Genomic DNA, 18,834 nt, shown 5'->3' with positions numbered 1-18,834 from the left:
CCGGGGCCGGACCCCTGCGGATACGCGAACGGCACGCCCGCCGTGGCCCCCACGGTGTGCGTGCCGCTCGTGCGACCGCTATTTGACCTCGTACATCCAGATCAGCGCGTTGGACAACTCGCCGTTGGCATCCCACTTGTACTGGCGGGCCAATCCCGGACCGTCGTAGGCGCGGACGAATTCGAGGAGGTCGGGCCGGGTGACCTTACCGGCGTCGATACCCGTGACCAGGATGGTCGCCAGGTCGTAGCCCTCGACCGAGTACACCCCGGGCGCCTGACCGTTGAGTTCCTGATATGCCGACGCGAACTCGTCGGGGGCCGGGCCACACGGGCAGGACAGTTTCGCGCCCTGCGCCGAACCACCGGCCTGGGAGACGAACTGGGGATCGTTGGTGCCGTCGGCGGAAACGAACACCGCGTCCACGCCGCCCGATTTCAGCTGCTGGGCCAGCGGGGCACCCTCGGCGTAGTAACCGGAGTAGAAGATCGCGTCCGGATTCGCGCCCGCGATCTTGGTGACCGTGGCGGAGAAGTCCTTGTCGCCCTTCTTGATCGAGGCCGCGCAGGCCGGATCCGCGGCGGCGCCGAGACCCTGGGTGATACTCGCGGCCAGACCGACACCGTAATCGGTGTTGTCCTGCACCACGCACACCTTCTTGTACCCGGCGGTATCGGTGAGGTACTTGGCGACCGACGGCCCCTGCACATCGTCGTTGGCCAGCCCGCGGAAGAAGGTCTTCCAGCCGTTCTGGGTGAGCGTGGCATTGGTCGCCGAAGCCGATACCGCCACGAGCCCGGCATCGCTGAGGATCTGCCCGGTGGCCTTGGTTTCCCCGGAGAACGCGGGCCCGACCAGGCCGATCACCGTCGGATCGTTGACGATCTGCGGAATCACCTGGCTGGCCTTCTGCGGATCACCCTCGGTATCGAACGGCTTCACCTCGACCTTGCAGCCCGGATTCGCCTTGTTGTGCTGATCGAGGGCCAGCTTCACACCGTTGATGATATTGATGCCCAGCGCGGCATCCGGGCCGGTCAGCGCGCCGGCCATGGCGATCTTCAGGCCCTGCGGGCAGGTCGCCGAACCGTTCCCGGCCGGGTCGACCGCGGCCGCGGCGTCGGTGGCGGGAACTTCCTTACCGGCCGCGTCGATCTGCATCAACGGTTGAATGGACAATTCCCCGGCACCGCCCGGGGAATCGGAGGTACCCGCCGATTTATCGCTGCATCCGGTGAGCACGAGCGCCGCGACGGCACCGATCCCCACCAGCCCGCGCGCCGTGCGGCGGTACCTCGACGGCCCGCTTCGCCACATCGAACCAAGCACGATGATCCCCTATGTTCCTCATCACACCCCGGGGTCCGGGGGAGCCGATCACGTCGGCTCGGGAGAAACATAACTCCGGTATGTTGATCGCGCGTGACATTCGGATCATCGCGATGATCTCGTGGCACTTTCTTGCCCGAGTTTTGTTTCGCGCCGGTTGCACAATCCTATTCGCCGATATCGCGCCGCCGGCGAACGGGCCGTTTCACTGCGGCGCGAGATTCTCCAGCACGACCTCCGCCACCGCCTTCATCGTGGTACGCCGATCCATCGCGGTGCGCTGAATCCATTTGAACGCCTGCGGCTCGCTCAGCCCCTGCGTCTGCATCAGCACACCCTTGGCCCGCTCCACCAGTTTGCGGGTCTCCAGCCGCTCCGCGAGGTTGGCGACCTCGCTCTCCAGCGCGGTGATCTCGTGGAACCGGCTCGCCGCCAGCTCGATCGCCGGCACCAGATCCGATTTGGTGAACGGCTTCACCAGGTAGGCCATCGCCCCGGCGTCCCGCGCCCGCTCCACCAGATCCCGTTGACTGAACGCGGTCAGGATCACCACGGGCGCAACCCGTTTCGACGCGATCTCGGCGGCCGCGTCGATCCCGTCGCGGCGCGGCATCTTCACGTCCATGATCACCAGATCCGGCCGGTGCTCCACGGCCAGATCGACGGCCTGCTGCCCGTCCCCGGCCTCCCCGACGACGCGGTAGCCCTCCTCGGTCAGCATCTCCACCAGATCCATCCGGATCAACGCCTCGTCCTCGGCGACGACCACGCGTTTCGCCCCGGCGTCCGCACTAGTGCTCATACACGACCCCTCTGGTTCCGATGCCTCATCCCGCTACCGCCGGACGACAGATCGACACCGATGCCCGGCCGTCGATCCGCCGTCACGCGATCGGGTGCTCTAGAGACTACCGTTCACCTCCGAACACCATGGCATACACCCTGCATATCGCCCCTCCGCCGCCCCGGCGGACCCGGAATTCGGCGATCCGGCCGCGGCGGGCTATCATTTGCACCCGGTGCGCCGAGTTGGCGGAACTGGCAGACGCGACGGTCTCAAAAACCGTTGTCCGAAAGGACGTGTGGGTTCGAGTCCCACACTCGGCACCAAGGTCGGGCGGCGGTTTCCGTTTCCCGGTCCCCTCTCCCGCCGTCACCCGATCCGCAGTAACCCGCGGACCGGACTTCATTCCGTTTGCCATCGCGCCCAGATCGTCGGGGGAACAGATGCCCGTGCAGAACGAGCGTCTTCGTGGTCGCCTGCGTGCGTCAGCTACGCCCGCTTCGGTCTCCGACCTCCCCGTTGCATCTCCAGCGCTTTGACGAGGATGTTGGTCGGACCGCCTGCTCGACAGTTCGCCCGCCGAAGCCGTTCTCGGGGGATGGTCAAGATAGCATCGGGGCCGGTACTAGGTCAGGACTGGAGATGCCTCGCAACAGACGTCCGCAGGATCGGGAAGAGAAGCGCGCGGAGATCGTGGCCGCTGCCCGGCGGTTGTTCGTCGAGGAGGGATACGACGCGGCGTCGATGACGCGGATCGCCCGCGCCGCCGGAGTGGTGTCGAACACGCTGTACTGGTACTTCCAGGACAAGGACGCGGTATTGATCGCGGTCCTGGATGCGGTCCTGGCCGACTCGATGGCCGCCTACAGCGAAGTGCTGGGTTCGGGGCTGGCCGATCGCCTGTTGTGGCTGGTCGAGGAATTGGAGCAGCTGGGGCGATTGGTCAGCACGGTGCACACGCGTGCCGAGGAGTCCGCGTCCATTCGCGAATGGCATGAGCAGTTCCACGCACTGGCCGAGGGATTGTTCCGGGCGGAGCTGATCGAGCTCGGCGTGCCCGCTGATGAAGTGGATTCGCTGGTTACGATCGGCGTTTTCGTTGTCGAGGGCTTGCTGACGCATCCGAGGGATCAGGTTCAGCGGCGCGCGGTGATCGAGACGTTGCTCAACAGCGCTCGCGGTCTTGCCGCGACCGCCGGCTGAGTGCCTGGTCTTCCGCACGTCCACGAGCCAGGGGCACCCTACTGCGTGGTGCGTGCGGTGTAGTCGAATTGTGTTGCCAGGAAATGGAGTTGGTCACGCACGGCGCGTTCGAAGTGATCGCCCACGTAGATGTCGAAGTGGTCGCACGGGTAGTTCTGGACGTGCACGTGTGCCAGGCCCTGCGCGTAACGCATGGTGGGCTTCGCGGGCGCGGCCGCGTCGTTGTCGCAGACACACAGCAGTGTCGGGGTGCTGGAGCGCGCCAGTGCACGACCGGGCCGATCGAGCGGGAGGTGCAGCACCAGCCGTGCGGCCAGGGCGTTGGCGGCATCGAATTCAGCGTCCGGGCCGCGCAGTACACCCCATATGCTGTCGCGACCGACACCGGTCACGGGTTCTTCCCTACTGTCGATCTCGGTCAGCTCGATGTTCTTCGACACATGCGCCCGCACCGAGGGCAGCCGTTTCAACAGCGCGCTGGTGCGCCGCGAGAGCCGGGTCCCCGCGGGCAGGAGGGCGGAAGCGCCGGCGAGGGCGTCGGGTGAGGCGACGAACGCGGGCATCCAGGACGTCCCCGCCATCGGCAACAGGATCGGCTTCGCGCCGAACCAGGAACCTACCGTGTCGAGGATGCCTGCCACTGTCAGCGCTACCGCGCTCAACGGGCCGGTCCGGATACGCGAGCGTAACGACGCCGGTCCGTCGGTGAAGGGGCACTGGGCCACGACCGCCGCGATACGGCTGTCTTCGGAGGCGACCCGAAGGACATGTCCGCCGCCGAACGAGCTGCCCCACAACGCGATCCGGGTGACATCGACCTCCGGAAGCGTGCGCGCGAAAGCAAGGGCGGCATGCCAATCGGCGCGTTGGCGGCCGATATCGAGGAGCTGGCGCGGCGCTCCGCCGCTGGCCCCGAGGTGACGGTAGTCGAACACCAGCACCGACCACCCCGCCTCGGCGAACCGTTGCGCGTAGGCATCCAGGCGCATCTCCCGCACCGCCCCGAGCCCGTGCCCCATGATCACCATCGGACGCGAGCCGTGCAGCTCGGGCGCGGTGTACAGCCATGCCGCGCATTCGACCTGTTCAGAGGGGAACGAGACCTCACTCCGCCGCACCGCTACCGCCTCGCGCCGATCGGCCGGCCCACTGATTTCCATGACTCGCGTCCTCCCGCTTCACCACCACTCTTCTTGGACGCCGTCCAAGAAGGAGATCGCGGTTACGGTAAACACTTCTTGGACGCCAGTCAAGAAGGCGGCGGGGTCACGGGTCTCACGCCTCCGCTGGTAGATCAGTGCAACGTCCGAGCTATTCCAGTGCTGCGGTGAAGGCCGCGAGTGCTCGCTCGTCGAACAGCACGAACCGCACATGTTCGACGGCCGTTTCAGCGGTACGCACCGTTTCGACGGCAATTCGGGCACCATCGTCCATCGGCCAGCCGAAGATGCCGGTGGAGATCGCGGGGAAGGCCACAGTCTCGGCGCCCAGTTCCGCTGCCACGCACAGAGATTCGCGGTAGCAGGAGGCGAGCAACGCCGAGCGGTCCTCGGTGGCAGACCATACCGGGCCCACGGTGTGGATCACCCAGCGCGCGGGCAGGCGTCCCGCGGTCGTCGCCACCGCCTGCCCGGTCGGCAGCCCCTTGCCGAGATGCGCGGCGCGCAGGTCTCGGCACGCCGACAAGATCTCGGGTCCACCTTTGCGGTGAATGGCGCCATCGACGCCACCACCACCGAGCAACGAGGAATTCGCGGCGTTGACCACCGCGTCGACCCGCTGTTCGGTGATGTCCCCGCGCACTGCCTCCATTCGCGTCATCGGCCCATTGTGCTGGCACGACCCCACGCCACACCATCGGATATGCGACGTACCCCCGAGCCGGCAGGTACGCGTACGGCAAATCCCGCACCACTGCCAGTGGAATATCTGCCCAGGTTTCGGCAATTCCCTTCGGTCACCAACGATTTCGCGACCGGTTCTCGGTACGGTCGACGACGCGGGTGGAGGCACCACCTTCTATGAACATGCCGTCTACGAGAACTGGAACCGTGGTGGTGGCATCCATTTCCGTAGCCACCGTAACGTCGTGACCGAAGCCCATGCCGGCAAGCTGCCGTGCTGATGCGCATTCGGTGATCAGCCCCGGTACGTCGGCGATCCCCTCGTACAGGGTCAGAGCCGCCGACGCTTCTGCCGAGAGCGGGCCCGCCCGTGGCCGGGACGACGGTCCTCGAACATCCTGGTCCGCATCGGATCGTAGGCCGTACGGCTTGAGCTCAGATATACTCTCGCGCACGGAGTTTCGAACACCGGAACGAGGACGGGCAGATGGCGCGGGTCGGCGATACGATCGCGGGCCGTTACACCCTGCGCGAATTGTTCACCCTCGGCGGGGAGGGGATGGCCTGGCGGGCGCGCGACGAACAACTCGGCCGGGACGTCGTCCTGAAGTGCCCAAACGGTAGGGACGGTGTTCCGCGGCTACGGAACGCGGCCCGGAACGCGGCCTGTCTCCGCCACTCCAATATCGTCGCAGTACACGACATGTTCGTCGACGACGGAGTGTTCTGGCTGGTCACCGAATATGTGCCGGGACGGTCGCTGGCCGAACTCGCGCGGGCAGCACCTGAACTGGCGCGGTCGCGGGCCGTCGCTGTGGGCGAGCAAATCGCCGGTGCGCTGGCACACGCCCACGAGTCCGGCATCGTGCACTGCGATGTCTCCCCGGAAAACATCATCGTCACCGAAGGCGGAGAGGCCCGGTTGACCGATTTCGGCAGCTCGGTGGACCTACGCAGCGCGAGAACCGGGGAAACGCCCGATTTGGGCTCCCCGCTGGGCAAGTGGCACTACTGTGCGCCGGAACTCGCCCGTGGTGCGCCGGTGAGCCCGAAATCGGATGTGTTCGCGCTGGGCGCGTCCCTGCTAGCGGTTACCGGAGGTCGGCCGGGGCGTCCGGAGGCATTGCTGGCGCATTTGACAGCGCGGGACCCGCATCAGCGGCCGTCGGCTGCGGTAGCGGCCGCCCGCTTCGCCGAACTGGAGCGGATACCGCGCGACCGGGACCCGGCCGTGCTACGCCGGGTAGTGCTCGTCGGAGCCGAACTGATCGCTTTGGTCCTGCTCGTGGTGGCCGCCGTCGCTGTCCCGCCGCCATCACCGGCGGACCTCGTCGGTGACCCCCGCACGGCCGACCCTTGCGCGCTGCTGGATCCGGCGGTGCTGTCCGGTTATGGGCGGATCGATCTGGTTACCGACGGCGGGAGCTTCGACACCTGCGATTTGCGGGTGCGGTTGTGGGGTGGTGACGAGCACCCGGATATCGGACGGGTCCGACTGCGGTTGTCGGTGGATGCGCCGGAGCCGTCTTCTCAGGTCGCGGTGGTTCACGTCGGCAATATCAGTGTCGTGTCCGAACCGGCGGGTAGCGCGCGATGTGTGCGCTCCCTGGTGATCGGTGGCGGCACCGTGGAGGTCACCGGCGAACGTAAGGCAGCGGCCGGACCGGACCCGTGCACGCTGGCCGACACCGTCGCCGACCGAGCCCGCGAACTCCTTCGACAAGGCCCGCTTCCGCGGCGTCCACAGCCATTTCCTGCGGATTCGCTGGCCCACCACGATGCGTGCGCTCAACTGGATCCGGTGACTCTCGGCCGGGTGGCCGGTATCGATGCTCTGCACCCGGTACCCGGTTGGGCCGGCTGGTCGTGTCGGTGGAGCAGCACCATCGACGGCCATGTGACCGTGCGCTACGACCGGGACGCACCCAAAACAGCAGCGTCCGGTCAGCCGCTGATGCTCGCCGGCCTGGCGGGTTTCCGCCGGGAGGGTGTGAAAGCGCGCGACGACTGCACCGTCCAGATCGAATATCGCCACTTCCGGGGCCCTTCCGATCTCGACCGGGTCGAAGTCGTGGTGGTCTCGTTCACCGGATCGCAACCGCCGCAGCAGCGATGCACAGTGGTGACCGAACTCGCCACCGCGGTCGCGGGGAATCTGACGCGGTGACGGGCCCGGACCGGTCCGCCGCATTGCATGCCAGGCTCGGCACCCGGACCCGACCGTGAGGAGAAGACTGTGGTGACGCAGAAACAGAACAGGGCCGCCGGGGCGAGTGTGTACGCGTTGTCGGCCGCGCGACACGGCCTGACCGCCGGAGTGACCGGTACCGCACCGGGCACGATCTCGGTGCTCTCCACCACCGGCGGGGTGCACGGAATCCCACGCGAGCACACCGTCATCAGATTCGGCCGGAACATAGAACAGGTTCATGTCGGCATCGGGCAGGACGACCTGCAGGTCAGCCGGGTCCACGGCACCCTGACCTATCGCCACGACCGCTGGCGGCTCGGCAACACCGGTCGCGCACCCCTACGGCTGCCGGAGTCCCGGACATTGTTCGAGGGGGAGGATCCGCTACCACTGCCGACCGGCTACACCCCGGTTTTCCTGCGCGGATCACACGATCGTGAATATCTCCTGGAGATCTACGTGACCGGGGACGACGAGATCCGGCATACCCCGCGCCACGAGCACGTCACCGATCAGCCGCCACCGTGGCCGCTGGAACCAGAAGAGAAACTGGTGCTGGTGGCCCTGGGGCAGGCGTATCTGTACCACGAACGCTGGCCGCAGCCATGGAGCTGGAAGGACACTGCGGCCCTGCTGACAGCGCTGCAACCGCAGGCCGGCTGGACCGGGCGGCGTGTGGCGGAACTGGTCGGCCGGGTCCGCGCCAGGCTGTCGAACGAGAAGTACGCCCGCTCCTGTGGTCGCGAACCGGTCCCGGGACTCACCCGGGACCAGCTCTGCGAACCCATCGGCAATATGCTCAACCACAACCTGCTCCAGGAGCTGACCCGTTCGGCCACCCTGGTGCCGCGGGATCTCGACCTGCTCGACTAGAACACGCCGCGGCCCTCGACGTGGAGGCCGGAGGTGTAGTACGGCCGGTTCTGGTCGTAGTCGTACGGTTCGATTCCGGAGTCGTAGGGTCCGGCGCAACCCGGCTGGTAGTTGTCACATGCCCCGTACGGTGCGTGGCATCCGTACTGGTTGGCTCCACACGGATCCGGTTGGGCGACCGTGCGGACCGGGTGGGCGACGGTCGCGGCGGCCGGCGCCGGCGCCCGGTCACCGACCGCGCACAGGGCGGCTACCGCGGCCAGCGCCGCGGTGCCGCGACAAAGCGTGGACATTCTTCCTCCGAACACGATGTTCTCCTTTCGTCGAGCACGCTGCGAGCTTCCGGCCGATGGCGGCCGGACCCCGGTGCCGGGGCGAAGCTAGCGCTGCCGCCTCCGGACCGGTCCGGGCCCACGCGCCCGACACTCGGGCCATGTCACATGAAAATCCCTCCCCCGAGTCAGCCGAAGTCGGTGCCCGACGGCGTAACCCGCTCGCGGTCGCGCTCGCCAACGCCTCGCTTCTCGGGGTGGGTTATCTGATGCTGGGCCGACGCAGGCTCGCGGCCGCCACCCTCACCGCCACGCTCGCACTCGTCGCGATTCTGGTCTTTGCGGCGCGCTCGTTCTGGTTCGAAGTCGTTGTGCTGCTGTGGTGGAGCGCCGTCACCGCGCACGGACTGCGGCTCGCCACCCGGCAACCGGGACACGGCCGACCCCGAACCCCCGCACGCCAATGGCTGCTCGCGACCGCCGTCACTGTCCCCGTGGTGCTCGCCCTGGCACTCATCCGTATCGATGCGCACGCGATCGACCAGAGCGTCGCAGACGCCCGCGCAGAGGGAGACTGCGCTCGAGCAATCTCGGCCGCCAACAGGCTGTGGGCTGGTCACTACCTCGCCGGAGCTCCGCTGACCGCCCGGATCGACCAGACCGGCCGGGTCTGCGCGTTGCTGGATGACGCGGAGAAGAAATTGAGCCTGGCGGCAGCCGGTGATATCGCTGCCCTGATCACCGGATACGAACTGCTGAACAGAGTTCTCACCGAGTGGCCGGGCCATGAGGCGATGGCCGCGCGGGTCCTCGACGAATTCCTCGCCCTGCTCCCCGGACCAGGTGACTGCGCCAATGCCGCCGTCACGGATTGGCTGCGGGAACGGGCACCCCGCGGGCCGGTGCTCGGCCGGGCCGCCGACGCTGTCGACCGAGTCGCGCCCGCCGCGCTCGTCGGATGCGCCGATACACTCCTGAAGATCGGCGAATGGGAACAAGCGCGAGATCGCTACCGGCAACTGCTGGAACTCTATCCACAGCATGCCCTCGCCGACCGGGCCCGAAAGGGTGTCACACGAGCCACCCAACTCATCGAGCTCGATCAGCTGCGTGCACTGCTGCGGCCCGCACCCGGAAACACCCAGCCCGCCTACTGCCGCACGCCACGACCGTACAGCGGTGCGGTACCCTACCGCACCGCACGGCCCAATAAGGCACTGCTGTTCGGAAACGACAGCAGCACGACGCAATTTCCCGCGGACTGGCGAGCCGGGGACGCCGCCGACGCGGTGCTCATCCTGTGCGTGGGCGAGACCGAGTTCGGTAGTGCCGTCGAAACCTGCACCTACGAATCGCACAGCAACCACCGACTCTTCGATCTCACCTTCCGCAAGAAAGCGATTCCCCTGCGCGTCTTCGAAGTCCGGACCGCCCGCCTGATCCTCGACACCCGGGTAGAGATCGGCGGCGCGACCTGCCCGGCGAAGATGTACACCTTCGGGGACCCGGGTCCCGACCACTACGTCACGACCACCGAAGCCGATGTGCGGGCGGCCTTCGCACCCGTGATCGATCCGTGAAACCCGCAGGGCAGTCGCGGTGCGGGCTACACAGGCACGCGGCGACCAGCGGCACTCCCGAGACAGCTGCCGCGATAGCCGACCCATTCGGTGACGGTGAGACCAGCCGGTGCGGTGCGGGCCCGATGCGCGGGCGCCGGCCTGGCCCCACTCGTCCCGTATTCCCGTGCCCGACTGCACAACCCAATCCACGGCCCGCACCAAATGGCTGAAAGCCGTGGGAAGGGTCGCCGCCGAGTACTGGAAACTATGTGCGTGAGGTCCTCGATCGTCCTGGTCCGCCACGCTCGGTCCGTCCCACCCACACCGGCCGGGCCCAGCGACTACCACCGTCCGTTGACCGAACCGGGTAGAGCACAGGCGACCGGACTGGCCGATTGCCTCGCCGGCCTCGGGCCCGGCGTGATCGTATCCAGCCCCTACCTGCGTGCTGTGCAAACACTCGAACCGGCGGCCCGGCTGCTCGGCTTGCCGATCCATATCGACGAGCGGCTACGCGAGTGGGATTCGGGCATCGAACCGGCCCCCGACTACGGGCGCCACTACGCGGAGAGCTGGGCTCGGCCACAGTGGGCTCGCCCCGGCGCGGAAAGCCTGGACGAACTCACCGAGCGCGCGGTCGGTGCCCTGATCGAACTGGCCGGCTCTGCTGGTAGACCGGCTCTCGTCGGCAGCCACGGCACATTCATCTCCCGCGCGCTGCTCGGCTTCGGCTGCCCCGCCATCACCTGGGATTTCCATCGCGCGATGCCGATGCCCGCGATCTACCGGCTCCACCTCGATGCCCACAACATCCACGCTGCCGGGCCTGGTCTTTGAACTTCTTCACCGCGGCAACCTGCACGAGCGGAAAATCGTCCTGTCGGCCTCTCCGAAAATTGTGAGGCCTTCTTCGATCGCGACTGCGCTGCTTCGACCGACACCGATGAACCGCGCGGTGCAGCACCGCTCAGAGCGGCAGGTCGTGCATCAACACATCGAACCGGGGGGCGTCCTCCCAGCTCGGGCGCAGCCAACCGACCCGGTACCAACCCCATTTCCGATAGCGGGCATAGGCGCGCTCGTTGTCGGGCTCCACCAGCAGGGTCGCACGCTGCTCGGACCGGCCGCGCAACAGTTCGTCGTGGAGTGCGCGGGCCAAGCCCCGGCCGGTGTGTTCGGCGCACACCATGATCTCGGACAGGGCGAAAGTCCGATCGCCGGTTTCGGCGGTGAACTCCGCCAGGTCGCGATCGTCCAAACCACCGTCGTCGAGGTGCAGTCCTTCCCACCCCGCCCCGGTGGGTCGCAGCGGCCACCCCCATGTCTGGCCGGCCGCAGCGCCGCCGACAGTAGCCACGACAAGGTCGAACGCACCGCTGCGGGACGGATCGGTGTAGGCGTCGAACCTGTGCATGAACGCTTCGGGGGAATCGAACGGGTCGCCGGACGCGATCGCATCGACGTAGGACCGGCGGTAGATGTCTTCGACAGTGGCTCGTATTTCGCGAGCTTGGGCGGCGGTGTAATGATGCAGTACAGGTTCGGTCACGTAAGGTCCTTCCGTAGGGCGTCTTCCAGTGCCGCGAAACGGTCGCGGAATTCCTCGGCCACCGCATGGTCTGCGGCCCGGATCGGCTCCATGACTCGCAGCGTCCGGCTCGACGTGACGGTCTCCAGGTCGGCCAGCACACTCGTTCCCACAGCGACTGCCGCCCGGATATCGCCCATCCGGGCATGAGCCGCGGCCAGATGCGCCCGATCGTTGATGGCATTGCGGGTGCCCGGTTCGTCTGCCGCCGCAGCGTCGAGAAGCTCTATGCTCTTAGGTGTTTCGCCGATCTCGCCGTACCCGCGTGCCTCGTGGCCGCGTATTTCCGCCGGTGTCACGAACCGTAGCCACTGCGGGCATTCCTCCAGCGGCTCGAAGGAGATGGCCTGCTCCATCTCCCGCCAGGCGGTAGCGACCGCGCGACCGAAACCCATCCGGTCGTTGAGCAGCGCCTGCGCCTGAGCGTCCCGCACGGCGATCAATGCGTGGATCCGCCCCGGCGGCCGGCCTCGCATCAGCACGCGAGCACGGTCGATCAGTTTCAAGGCGTGGTGTGGGCTGCCCTTTCCCTCTCGCGCAAGGGTGATCGATTGGTTCGCGGCAAACAGGCATGTGTGAGCGACCAGATCCTCGTCACCCGCTTCGCTCGCCAACGCAAGCGCATCCGCGTAACAACGCCGGGCCACCTGGTGAAAGTCCGAGTCGTAGGCGAGCCAGCCCGCGAGGACAGCCAAATGTCCTGTGGCCGACGCGAATGCGTTACCGGTCGTGGTGTCGTAGCCGGCGGTGTCCAGTGTGTGTTTGGCGTGCGCGAGTTGCTCGAGCGCGAACTGGACCAGCGCACCGCCTCCGAACTGCTGATCCCGCGCTTCCAGATCATCGACCGCCGCCAGCAGCCGCTGCGCGTCGGCCGACCCGATATGCGCACCGAACGGCAAACCGGCTGTGGTCATGGTGACCGCGGCGGCCACTTTCCCGAATTCACGACGCTTCACGTCACTGTCGACTTCCCACGCATACATTCCGAGCGGCATGCTCGACTGACCGACGCTCTCCACGGTACGACTTCCGGAGGCGTCCACGGCCACGATTTCCGCGTCGAACCGGGCACGCTGATCGGTATCCAGCTCACGCAGCATTGTGTCCAGCGCTTCCGCCGAACGTCCCCGCACCGGCTTGTCCCATGTCGCCCGATGCCATTTCTTGATCGTCGGGAGCACATACCCGGCGCGCTCGGCGAATTCCTCCTGCGTTTCGCGCAGCGCGGCCAGGCGGAGTGCCCGGACTTCCGTGCCCGTCCATCTGCTGACAGTCATCCCACCCCCTCGGACATCACCGACCTGCTGGTTATCCGAAGCATATTCCCTCCGTGGACTTTTCGAGGCTCCTGCGGCGGCACGGCGTGCGCAACGCTGAGAACGACCCCGGCGCCGGGTGGGCACAGGAATCGACGGACAGCCGGTAACGCCGGTCACCGAGCCGCAATACCCCGGCGCCGGGTGCCCCTCATCGGAATCGACCGGGAGAACCATGCACAGCGAGCACAGCGAAGGAACTCAGCCACCGCCCCTCCCGAAGCGGGCGATCAACCAGGAGATGCCGGCGGCACTTCCCCTGTGGGGTGAAAGCGAATGCTGCGACCGCGCAACCATAGAACTGTGTCTCGAGGGGTTACGCGCTCTCGAAACGCCGCCCGCGATGCCCACCGTCCAGGACGAGGTGGACGGCGTGATCGCCCGGTGGCGCGCACAACAGGAAAGTGGTCTCGAGCAGCGCACGCACTGTCGCGACAGTCGGCGGCGACAGCTTGGAGGGCAGTGAGTGAGCCCAGTGAATCGCCGACGGGCACTCGTCATCGGCACGCACAACACCAGCGTCCCCGACCTGGATCGACTCATCGACCGGCACAGCCTCGAGGTGGTGTTCACGGTCTTCGGACCTTCCGCACCGAAACTTGCCACCCTGGTGACCATTCAGCACATCCTCGAATACGACGCCGACGTGGTGATCGTCCCGCACCTCACCACCGCCGAGATCCAAGGCGACGGACACTGGCAAGCAGTGGCCGGACTCGCCGATATCCTCACCGCCGACGGCGCCTGGTTACGGTAGCCACTGGCCGAGGGTCGTGAAGTCGCTGTCGGTGAGGCCGCGGGCGGGATCGACACGATGGAGGAACGCGCGGGCGGGGTGGTGGGCGCGGACCCAGCTGTGGTCGGCTTCGGTGATTTCGTCGTCGATCCAGGCGAAGGGGTGACCGGCCGCCCAGTCCACCACTGTGCGGGTTTTCCAGCACAGGCCGAACCATCGGTCCTCGTGTTCGTGCGCGGGGGTGGAATCGGGCCAGTGGACGACCGGTAGTTCTGGTAGCCCGAGCCTGGGGGCGAGCTCGGTGTTCGCGTCGTCTTCCCAGGTAGTGGCCCAGACCAGTGAAAACGGGAGCGTTGCGAGCCGTCGCCCCAGTTCAGTGTTGAGCCGCGAAAGGTGTGTGTCCGTTGCGGCGGCCCGCGGTTCGTGCCGAGGGCTTTCACCGAACGGGAGGAGTGGTCCATCGACGTCGAGGAACAGCAGCGGGCGTGGAGATCGGGCGGTCATGCTGCGGTGGCTGCTCATATTCGACGAAGATGCGCGGACCGATCGCGTTCCGGGGCGGACCGGTGAACGCCCAGTGCGGGTTCAGTGGTGGAATTGCTGGGTGGGGTTCGGCATGCCGTAGCCGGGTGGTGGAGTGGGGCGACGGGTTACCGCGAGGACGATTCCGGTGATGGTGGCGGCGAGCAGGGCCGCGAACAGGAACGGGAGGGCGATCGCGTAGGCCAGCCGGAAGCTGAGTGCTTCCGAGACCACCTGGTTGACCAGAGGTGCGATCACAAGGGCGACGGCGCCGACGGCCGCCACCGCGAGCGCGGCGATCCGCCGGTTACCGTCGAGGGGACGTAGTAGCGCGACCGTCGTCCCGACGGCCGCGCCGGCGCCGAGACCGCCGAGGACGCGGCCGATCAGCAAGGTGGCGGGGCCGCCGCCGAACGCGACGATCAGCACACCGAGGAACATGACACCGATGGCCGGCACGATAACCGCGGTCAGGGAACGCGGTGCGAGGACGAAGCCGAGTGGGAAGGCCAGTGCGGCCGCGACGACATAAGCGACGACGCCCGTCAGCAGGAAACCCCCGTTCGACAAGCCTAGTTCGACCTGTAGATGCGAAACCCCGTCGAGCCGGTAGACACCGGTCACCAGCGAGAGGCCGACGATCGTGGCGAGGGCGGGGCCGATCAGCGCCCACACGGGGTGATTTCCGGGCGAAAGTGGCGAATTGTGCACAGGCGGGACAGCGGCCATGCGCCTACCCTAAGCCAGCCGTCCCGTGCATGTGGCCGGACCGGACCTGTTCCCGCGGGCAGAAAAAACAGCATGCTACGAGCAGATGAATTCACCGGCGCGCGGGTGTGATATTGGACGAACAGCGGTTTTGGGCGGCGCGCGGGCGAATTACCGTAGCCGCATGCACATCCTGTTCGTCTGCAATGGCAATGTGTGCCGTTCGGTCATCGCCGAGCGGCTCACCCGTTCCATCGCGGTCGAATACCGGTTGACCGGGATCACCGCCGAGAGCGCCGGAACCCGGGCCCTGGTGGGGTTTCCGGTGGAACCGCGGGCTGCCGAGGCCATCACCGGCTTGGGCGGGGATCCGAGTAACTTCCGGGCCCGCAAACTCGAGACCGAGCATATCGATCGCGCGGATCTGATCCTTACCATGACTGAGAACATCCGGGACGAGGTCGCCGAGATGGGGGCCGCGGGGTCGCGGACGTTCACACTGCTGGAGGCGTATCGGATCGCGCGGGTCACGGGGGCGCGCACCGTGGCCGATCTGCATCGCAGCCGCCACAATCTGTCGCTGGTGGGGCGGGAGAACATCGCCGACCCGGTGGGGCTTTCCGCGAAGGCGTACTGCGAGGTCGGGGACAAGATCGCCGATGCGCTGGTGCCGTTGCTGGTGGCGCTGGCCCCGGCCGCTCTGCCGGCCGACCGGAATTGGGGGCGGCCACCGCTGGTGGTGCAGCCGGCGCCCGCACCGGCGCGGCTTTCCCCGCTCGTCGCCGCCCAGCACAACGGCTGGTACGCGTGAACCGCTTCGCCGGATGAGCGCCCGGCCGGCGGTCGATACCGGATGGTGACTCGCGGGCCTGACTTTCCCCGCCGCGCGCACTACACTCGCGGTCCGGAACACCGATCCGAGAATCACTCCCGTTGCAGGTTCGACACACGACAGGAATCAGGCATGCCGAAACGCATTTCGGATGTTTCGCTTCATGTTTATGTCACACCGGAAACGCTGGAACAGCTGGTCGAGTCCGTGCGTACGGAACTGGCCGATCATCTCGACGACGGTGAGGTCTGCGCGTGGCGTTTCACGCTGCCGGTCGCCGAGGACGACTCCCGGCACCGGGAATTCGACAGTCGCTGGCGCGCCGGGAATCCCGGCCGGGAACCGGACGGGCATTCGACGTTCGAGATCGCGCTGAGCCTGGTGGGTGATCCGGCCGAACTCACCGACGGCTATATCGGCGCCCTCGAGGATCGGCTGCGCGGCCTGGACGCGCTCGGCACCGGTGCGCCGTTCACGCTCAGCGCCGAACAGCGCACCGATGTCGATCTCGAACCGCTCCTGGCCGACCGCGTCTAGAACCGGTGCCGGGGCGCGGAAATCCGCTCCGAGGCCACTGCTGCCCGCTCGCGGTGAGGCGCGATCGATAGCGCCCGCACCGGCGTGGGATCAGCGCCGCGCCGGGAAATGCCGGATAACGCCTTCCTGCACGGTGGTGGCCAGCAGATCGCCCGAGCGGGAGTAGAAACGCCCGGTGGCCAGCCCCCGCGACCCCGCCGCCACGGGCGATTCCGTGGCATACAGGGCCCATTCGTCGAAGCGGAACGGGCGGTGGAACCAGATGGAATGGTTCACCGTGGCGGCGACGATCCGGTCCAGGCCCCAGGACAATCCGTGCGTGGTGATGATCGAATCCAGCACTGTGGTGTCGGAGGAGTAGCTCAGCGCGGCCACATGGATCAGCGGATCGTCGGGCAGGGTGCCGTCGGCGCGCATCCACACCCGGTTGTGGTTGAGCTTCTCGCCGGTGCCCTTGAGGATCCAGGCCGGATCGTTGGTGTAGCGCATATCGATCGGATGCGGAGCGTTGACGAACATCTCCAGCTTGTCCTCGAACCCGGCGAAGCTCTCCTGCACCCGCGGCAAGGTCTCCGGGTCGGGCACCTCGGGGCGTTCGTGCGCGTGCTCCAGGCCCTTACCCCACTCCTGGAAGGAGGCCAGCATGACGAACAGTTCCTGGCCGTCCTGGGTGGCGGTGACGGTGCGGTTGGCGAAGGCCCGGCCGTCGCGATGGCGCTCGACGTGGAATTCGATCGGCTTCTTCACATCGCCGCCGCGCACGAAATGAGCGTTGAGCGCGTGGATCGGCCGGCTCCCGGCGGTGCGGCCGGCGGCCATCACCGCCTGGGAGACGAGCTGACCGCCGAACGTCCGGCTGGCGACCTTCTCCGGATGGTGGCCGAGGAACACGTCCTCGGCCACTTCCTCGAGGTCCAGCAGCTCCAGCAGGATATCGAGATCGCCGCGCCGGCCGGTCTCGGGCGCGTCCACCGGCGCGCTCACCGGCAGGCTCCGTTCGGGTTCATTCAGTGGTCCTCCTCGCCGATACGGTGCACATGGATCAGGTTCGTGGACCCGACGGTACCGGGTGGCGAGCCCGCCACGATCACCACGAGGTCGCCCTTGCGGTAGCGGTTCATGCTGAGCAGCGCCTGATCGACCTGTTTGATCATCGCGTCGGTGCTGTCCACGGTGGGCACGATGAAGGTTTCGGTACCCCAGGTGAGCGCCAGCTGGCTGCGCACTTCGGGAAGGGGGGTGAACGCCAGCAACGGCAGCGGCGTGTGCAGGCGGGCCAGCCGGCGCACCGTATCGCCGGACTGGGTGAACGCCACCAGCGCCTTGGCGTTGAGCCGCTCCCCGATATCGCGGGCGGCGTAGGAGATGACGCCACGTTTGGTGCGCGGGGTGTGGGTCAGCGGCGGCACGCTGGTGGATTCGGTTTCCACGGCGTGCACGATGCGGGCCATGGTCCGCACGGTTTCGATCGGGTATTTGCCGACCGAGGTCTCCCCGGACAGCATCACCGCGTCGGCGCCGTCGAGCACCGCGTTGGCCACATCGGAGGCCTCGGCGCGGGTGGGGCGCGAATTCTCGATCATCGATTCGAGCATCTGGGTCGCGACGATCACCGGTTTCGCGTTCTCCCGCGCCATCTGGATGGCGCGTTTCTGCACGATCGGCACCTGCTCGAGCGGCAACTCCACGCCGAGGTCGCCGCGGGCCACCATGACCGCGTCGAACGCCAGCACCACGGCCTCGAGGTTGTCGATCGCCTCCGGCTTCTCCAGTTTGCCGATCACCGGCACCCGGCGCCCGACCCGGTCCATCACATCGTGGACCAGTTCGATATCGGACGGGGACCGCACGAACGAGAGCGCGATGAAATCCACGCCCAGGTTCAGGGCGAATTCCAGATCCTCGATGTCTTTTTCGGAAAGAGCGGGCACCGAAACGTCCATGCCCGGCAGCGAAACACCCTTGTTGTTGCTGACCGGGCCGCCCTCGGTCACCTCACACACCACGTCGTTGCCCTCGACGCGGATCACTTCCAGTCCGACCTTGCCGTCGTCGACGAGCAGCCGATCGCCGGATTTGGCGTCGGCGGCGAGCTGTTTGTAGGTGGTGGACACCCGGTCGTGATCGCCGACGATATCGTCCACGGTGATGCGGACGACCTCACCGGTCGCCCAGATGGTCCGCTCCTCGGCGAAACGGCCCAGCCGGATCTTGGGTCCTTGCAGGTCGGCCAGAATGCCGACGGCGCGGCCGGCGTCCTCACAGGCTTGCCGCACCTTCTTGTAGTTCTCGGCGTGGTCGGCATGTTCGCCGTGACTGAAATTCAGCCGGGCGACATCCATACCACTGTCGACGAGCTCTCGAATACGTTCCTCGGTGGCAGTGGCCGGGCCGAGGGTGCACACAATCTTCGTCCGTCGCATCACGAGTCGAGCCTAATCCTGCCGGGTTGTCGCGTCCCGTGCCGCCCCCCGGCCCCGGCCGCCCCCCCCAAAAACGGGGGTACGGGGGCCCCCCCCCCCCCCCCCCCCCAGAAA

19 protein-coding genes and 1 tRNA gene are annotated in these 18,834 nt (G+C 67.2%); 9 read left to right on the top strand and 11 right to left on the bottom strand.

What is annotated here, in order from left to right; genetic code table 11:
* Positions 1 to 78: 78 nt before the first annotated feature.
* Positions 79 to 1,317 carry a branched-chain amino acid ABC transporter substrate-binding protein gene (locus tag QH276_RS28880; RefSeq protein WP_432278569.1) on the bottom strand — a complete coding sequence of 413 codons (1,239 nt, stop codon included), beginning with the start codon at positions 1,315 to 1,317 and terminating at the stop codon, positions 79 to 81.
* A 217-nt stretch (positions 1,318 to 1,534) separates the two neighbouring features.
* Positions 1,535 to 2,131 carry an ANTAR domain-containing response regulator gene (locus QH276_RS28875; RefSeq protein ID WP_280397370.1) on the bottom strand — a complete coding sequence of 199 codons (597 nt, stop codon included), beginning with the start codon at positions 2,129 to 2,131 and terminating at the stop codon, positions 1,535 to 1,537.
* 221 nt (positions 2,132 to 2,352) lie between these two features.
* Between QH276_RS28875 and QH276_RS28870 the strand changes: the two genes are divergently transcribed.
* Together QH276_RS28870 and QH276_RS28865 are read left to right on the top strand one after the other, a co-directional pair.
* Positions 2,353 to 2,439: transfer RNA gene (locus QH276_RS28870), tRNA-Leu, on the top strand.
* Between the two features lie 316 nt (positions 2,440 to 2,755).
* Positions 2,756 to 3,316, top strand: a complete 561-nt coding sequence (locus QH276_RS28865) for a TetR/AcrR family transcriptional regulator (RefSeq protein WP_280397369.1) — start codon at positions 2,756 to 2,758, stop codon at positions 3,314 to 3,316.
* 38 nt (positions 3,317 to 3,354) lie between these two features.
* Here the strand turns inward: QH276_RS28865 and QH276_RS28860 are convergent, their stop codons facing one another.
* Together QH276_RS28860 and QH276_RS28855 are read right to left on the bottom strand one after the other, a co-directional pair.
* Positions 3,355 to 4,476 (bottom strand): alpha/beta hydrolase, encoded by a 1,122-nt coding sequence (locus tag QH276_RS28860; protein ID WP_280397368.1) that lies wholly within the window; start codon positions 4,474 to 4,476, stop codon positions 3,355 to 3,357.
* Positions 4,477 to 4,627: 151 nt separating this feature from the next.
* On the bottom strand, positions 4,628 to 5,137 hold the full coding sequence (locus tag QH276_RS28855; RefSeq protein WP_280397367.1) for an O-acetyl-ADP-ribose deacetylase: 510 nt from the start codon (positions 5,135 to 5,137) through the stop codon (positions 4,628 to 4,630).
* A gap of 510 nt (positions 5,138 to 5,647) precedes the next feature.
* On the opposite strand from QH276_RS28855, the gene QH276_RS28850 reads away from it, so the two are divergent.
* Together QH276_RS28850 and QH276_RS28845 are read left to right on the top strand one after the other, a co-directional pair.
* On the top strand, positions 5,648 to 7,327 hold the full coding sequence (locus tag QH276_RS28850; RefSeq protein ID WP_280397366.1) for a serine/threonine-protein kinase: 1,680 nt from the start codon (positions 5,648 to 5,650) through the stop codon (positions 7,325 to 7,327).
* 69 nt (positions 7,328 to 7,396) lie between these two features.
* Positions 7,397 to 8,224, top strand: coding sequence for a hypothetical protein (locus tag QH276_RS28845; protein ID WP_280397365.1), 828 nt, complete (start codon positions 7,397 to 7,399; stop codon positions 8,222 to 8,224).
* Here QH276_RS28845 and QH276_RS28840 read toward each other — a convergent pair.
* On the bottom strand, positions 8,221 to 8,517 hold the full coding sequence (locus tag QH276_RS28840; RefSeq protein ID WP_280397364.1) for a hypothetical protein: 297 nt from the start codon (positions 8,515 to 8,517) through the stop codon (positions 8,221 to 8,223). The genes QH276_RS28845 and QH276_RS28840 overlap by 4 nt on opposite strands.
* Before the next feature lie 140 nt (positions 8,518 to 8,657).
* Between QH276_RS28840 and QH276_RS28835 the strand changes: the two genes are divergently transcribed.
* Positions 8,658 to 10,076, top strand: coding sequence for a hypothetical protein (locus QH276_RS28835; RefSeq protein WP_280397363.1), 1,419 nt, complete (start codon positions 8,658 to 8,660; stop codon positions 10,074 to 10,076).
* A gap of 255 nt (positions 10,077 to 10,331) precedes the next feature.
* The gene (locus QH276_RS28830; RefSeq protein ID WP_280397362.1) at positions 10,332 to 10,895 is read left to right on the top strand and encodes a histidine phosphatase family protein; all 564 of its coding nucleotides are present in this window, start codon (positions 10,332 to 10,334) and stop codon (positions 10,893 to 10,895) included.
* A 130-nt stretch (positions 10,896 to 11,025) separates the two neighbouring features.
* Here the strand turns inward: QH276_RS28830 and QH276_RS28825 are convergent, their stop codons facing one another.
* Complete coding sequence (locus tag QH276_RS28825; protein ID WP_280397361.1) at positions 11,026 to 11,607, bottom strand: GNAT family N-acetyltransferase; 582 nt, start codon at positions 11,605 to 11,607, stop codon at positions 11,026 to 11,028.
* A complete protein-coding gene (locus tag QH276_RS28820; RefSeq protein WP_280397360.1) occupies positions 11,604 to 12,923 on the bottom strand; it encodes a hypothetical protein in 1,320 nt (439 codons plus the stop codon). The genes QH276_RS28825 and QH276_RS28820 overlap by 4 nt, the downstream gene beginning before the upstream one ends.
* A gap of 505 nt (positions 12,924 to 13,428) precedes the next feature.
* Here QH276_RS28820 and QH276_RS28815 point away from each other — a divergent pair.
* Positions 13,429 to 13,719, top strand: a complete 291-nt coding sequence (locus QH276_RS28815) for a hypothetical protein (RefSeq protein WP_280397359.1) — start codon at positions 13,429 to 13,431, stop codon at positions 13,717 to 13,719.
* Here the strand turns inward: QH276_RS28815 and QH276_RS28810 are convergent.
* Positions 13,711 to 14,202 carry an HAD domain-containing protein gene (locus QH276_RS28810; RefSeq protein ID WP_280397358.1) on the bottom strand — a complete coding sequence of 164 codons (492 nt, stop codon included), beginning with the start codon at positions 14,200 to 14,202 and terminating at the stop codon, positions 13,711 to 13,713. The two genes, QH276_RS28815 and QH276_RS28810, sit on opposite strands and share 9 nt — an antisense overlap.
* Before the next feature lie 81 nt (positions 14,203 to 14,283).
* Positions 14,284 to 14,949, bottom strand: a complete 666-nt coding sequence (locus QH276_RS28805) for a hypothetical protein (protein WP_280397357.1) — start codon at positions 14,947 to 14,949, stop codon at positions 14,284 to 14,286.
* 163 nt (positions 14,950 to 15,112) lie between these two features.
* Here QH276_RS28805 and QH276_RS28800 point away from each other — a divergent pair, with 163 nt between their 5' ends.
* Together QH276_RS28800 and QH276_RS28795 are read left to right on the top strand one after the other, a co-directional pair.
* Positions 15,113 to 15,739 (top strand): low molecular weight phosphatase family protein, encoded by a 627-nt coding sequence (locus QH276_RS28800; protein WP_280397356.1) that lies wholly within the window; start codon positions 15,113 to 15,115, stop codon positions 15,737 to 15,739.
* A 153-nt stretch (positions 15,740 to 15,892) separates the two neighbouring features.
* Positions 15,893 to 16,297: a hypothetical protein gene (locus tag QH276_RS28795; protein ID WP_280397355.1), complete on the top strand. Its 405-nt coding sequence runs from the start codon at positions 15,893 to 15,895 to the stop codon at positions 16,295 to 16,297.
* 90 nt (positions 16,298 to 16,387) lie between these two features.
* Here QH276_RS28795 and QH276_RS28790 read toward each other — a convergent pair whose 3' ends face one another.
* Positions 16,388 to 17,281 (bottom strand): acyl-CoA thioesterase, encoded by an 894-nt coding sequence (locus tag QH276_RS28790; protein ID WP_280406964.1) that lies wholly within the window; start codon positions 17,279 to 17,281, stop codon positions 16,388 to 16,390.
* 23 nt (positions 17,282 to 17,304) lie between these two features.
* A complete protein-coding gene (pyk, locus tag QH276_RS28785; RefSeq protein WP_280397353.1) occupies positions 17,305 to 18,723 on the bottom strand; it encodes a pyruvate kinase in 1,419 nt (472 codons plus the stop codon).
* Positions 18,724 to 18,834: the final 111 nt, after the last annotated feature.

The organism is Nocardia carnea (assembly GCF_029869215.1).
Lineage (GTDB): Bacteria > Actinomycetota > Actinomycetes > Mycobacteriales > Mycobacteriaceae > Nocardia > Nocardia carnea_B.
The sequence above is the reverse complement of the archived record's forward strand: the minus strand, read 5'-3'. Positions and strand labels throughout refer to the sequence as shown.

Coding starts and splice junctions, on each gene's coding strand:
- QH276_RS28805 (WP_280397357.1), bottom strand. CDS start 14,949: ATGGCCGCTGTCCCGCCTGTGCACAATTCGCCACTTTCGCCCGGAAAT.
- QH276_RS28880 (WP_432278569.1), bottom strand. CDS start 1,317: ATGTGGCGAAGCGGGCCGTCGAGGTACCGCCGCACGGCGCGCGGGCTG.
- QH276_RS28865 (WP_280397369.1), top strand. CDS start 2,756: ATGCCTCGCAACAGACGTCCGCAGGATCGGGAAGAGAAGCGCGCGGAG.
- QH276_RS28850 (WP_280397366.1), top strand. CDS start 5,648: ATGGCGCGGGTCGGCGATACGATCGCGGGCCGTTACACCCTGCGCGAA.
- QH276_RS28855 (WP_280397367.1), bottom strand. CDS start 5,137: ATGACGCGAATGGAGGCAGTGCGCGGGGACATCACCGAACAGCGGGTC.
- QH276_RS28835 (WP_280397363.1), top strand. CDS start 8,658: ATGTCACATGAAAATCCCTCCCCCGAGTCAGCCGAAGTCGGTGCCCGA.
- QH276_RS28820 (WP_280397360.1), bottom strand. CDS start 12,923: ATGACTGTCAGCAGATGGACGGGCACGGAAGTCCGGGCACTCCGCCTG.
- QH276_RS28810 (WP_280397358.1), bottom strand. CDS start 14,202: ATGACCGCCCGATCTCCACGCCCGCTGCTGTTCCTCGACGTCGATGGA.
- QH276_RS28860 (WP_280397368.1), bottom strand. CDS start 4,476: ATGGAAATCAGTGGGCCGGCCGATCGGCGCGAGGCGGTAGCGGTGCGG.
- QH276_RS28875 (WP_280397370.1), bottom strand. CDS start 2,131: ATGAGCACTAGTGCGGACGCCGGGGCGAAACGCGTGGTCGTCGCCGAG.
- QH276_RS28800 (WP_280397356.1), top strand. CDS start 15,113: ATGCACATCCTGTTCGTCTGCAATGGCAATGTGTGCCGTTCGGTCATC.
- QH276_RS28795 (WP_280397355.1), top strand. CDS start 15,893: ATGCCGAAACGCATTTCGGATGTTTCGCTTCATGTTTATGTCACACCG.
- QH276_RS28840 (WP_280397364.1), bottom strand. CDS start 8,517: ATGTCCACGCTTTGTCGCGGCACCGCGGCGCTGGCCGCGGTAGCCGCC.